The organism is Vibrio sp. Y176, assembly GCF_033438945.1.
Genome location: NZ_JAWOQS010001086.1, coordinates 1 through 537 on the forward strand (window position 1 = coordinate 1; position 537 = coordinate 537).

Below are 537 nucleotides of genomic sequence, written 5' to 3' on the forward strand. Positions count from 1 at the left end.
GGCGGTTGCGGGCTTAGCTGGCGTACCTAAAACGGTCATCAAAAATGCTCGTACTAAACTGTCTCAACTAGAGCAACTCGGCCAAGCTAGCGACTCGCCTCGTCCAAGCACAGTGGATGTGGCAAATCAGCTCAGCTTAATCCCTGAACCTAGCGAAATTGAACAAGCGTTATCAAACATCGATCCAGACGACTTAACACCTCGTCAAGCCCTTGAAGAGCTGTATCGTTTGAAGAAAATGCTTTAACGAGAATATCTAATCTCCCCTAAAACAGAAAAGGGCTATGGTTATCCATAGCCCTTTGTGTTTCGAGAAAGCTTAGTATTAATCGTCTTCAACGTTAAACAAGTTTTCCATATTTAGGCCTTGTTTAATTAGAATTTCACGAAGTCGACGTAAACCCTCCACTTGAATTTGACGTACACGCTCACGAGTAAGACCAATCTCTCGTCCCACTTCTTCAAGTGTAGACGGCTCATAACCAAGCAAACCAAAACGGCGTGCAAGCACTTCTTTTTGTTTTGGATTCAACTCTT

Annotated in this window: 2 protein-coding genes; one reads left to right on the forward strand and one right to left on the reverse strand. The window is 43.8% G+C overall.

The window, feature by feature from the left end:
- On the forward strand, window positions 1-247 hold a 247-nt coding region (locus R7O13_RS30340; protein ID WP_318305656.1), incomplete at its 5' end, for a hypothetical protein.
- A gap of 78 nt (window positions 248-325) precedes the next feature.
- On the opposite strand, the gene R7O13_RS30345 is transcribed toward R7O13_RS30340, so the two are convergent.
- A partial coding sequence (locus R7O13_RS30345; RefSeq protein ID WP_318305657.1) for a sigma factor-like helix-turn-helix DNA-binding protein occupies window positions 326-537 on the reverse strand: 212 nt, incomplete at its 5' end.